General features: G+C 80.4%; 1 protein-coding gene and 1 pseudogene. Both read right to left on the bottom strand.

The window, feature by feature from the left end; all coding sequences use genetic code 11:
• Positions 1-809 (bottom strand): annotated as a pseudogene (locus NH342_RS23040) (hypothetical protein); the annotation flags it as partial.
• Positions 810-827: 18 nt separating this feature from the next.
• A partial coding sequence (locus tag NH342_RS23035; RefSeq protein WP_374209503.1) for an SCO7613 C-terminal domain-containing membrane protein occupies positions 828-1,113 on the bottom strand: 286 nt, incomplete at its 5' end.

Raw genomic sequence — 1,113 nt, 5'->3', positions numbered from 1 at the left:
CCCGCCACGACGGACCCGGCCACGACGCCGGCGAGGACGGGCACCAGCGGACCGGCCACCGGCAGCCGCGGCACCCGGGGGTGGGTGGTGAGCAGCAGCCCGACGGCGGCGGCCACCGCGAACCCGGCGGCCAGCACCGGCCGGTCCCCGCCCCAGGCCTCCTGCTCGGCCACCCAGACCCCGGTCAGCCACCAGGGCACCGAGCCCAGCAGGCCGGCCATCGCCACGACGTCGCGGCCGGCCCAGGCGACGGCCAGACCGGTCAGCGCGACCCCGAGCAGGACCCCGGTGAGCAGGTCGCTGCGCAGGTCGTGCGACTGCACCGCCACGAGGACGGCGACCTGGGCGGCCACCCAGGCCGCGACCGGCCAGGTGCGCAGCTGCGGCGCGACCATCCGCAGCGCGCCGGTGCCGACGGCGACGAACAGCGCGAGGGTCCCGGCGGCGAGCTCCGGTCGGGGTGCGGTCCGGGCACCCACGACGACCAGGGCGCCGGCGGCCAGCACCGACGCCACGGCCAGCGCCTCCCCGGCGGTCGGTGTGCCGGCGTGCCCGGCCAGGACGGCGAGGCCGGCCGCGACGACGAGCAGCGCGGCGACCGCGACCACGCCGGCCGGGGTGCCGACGGTGAACACCGACAGCACCGACCCCAGGACCGCGACCACCCCGGCGCCGAGCAGCAGCACCTGCGGGGTGACCCGGTCGGCCAGCGGGGCGGCGGGGACCGGCGGCGGGTAGGCCGGCCGGGCGTCCTCCGGGTAGGGGAGGGGCGGCAGCGGCGGGGCGGCGGCTGCGCGGCTCCCGTCCACCGCCCCACCGTAGGGGCCTCACCGCAGATCGGACACCCAGGCGACGGCCTCCCGGGCCTGCTGCCGGCGCCGCTCGTAGGAGGCCCCCAGCACCAGCAGGAGCAGCCCCGCGGCACCCAGCGGCACCCAGGACTCCAGCCGGGCCACCCACGGCGCGAGCTCCACCGCGCCGACGACGCCGGCCGACACCGCGCCGACGGCGAAGGGCGCCTGGCGGTGGGTCAGGGTGCCCGCGACGACGGCGCCCACCCCGGCCAGCACGACCAGCGCCGTGCGCACCGGGTCGCCGGTGCCGACCGCCGCG

The organism is Klenkia sp. PcliD-1-E (assembly GCF_024124375.1).
Classification (GTDB): Bacteria; Actinomycetota; Actinomycetes; order Mycobacteriales; family Geodermatophilaceae; genus Klenkia.
This window is presented reverse-complemented; position numbering and strand designations above follow the sequence as displayed.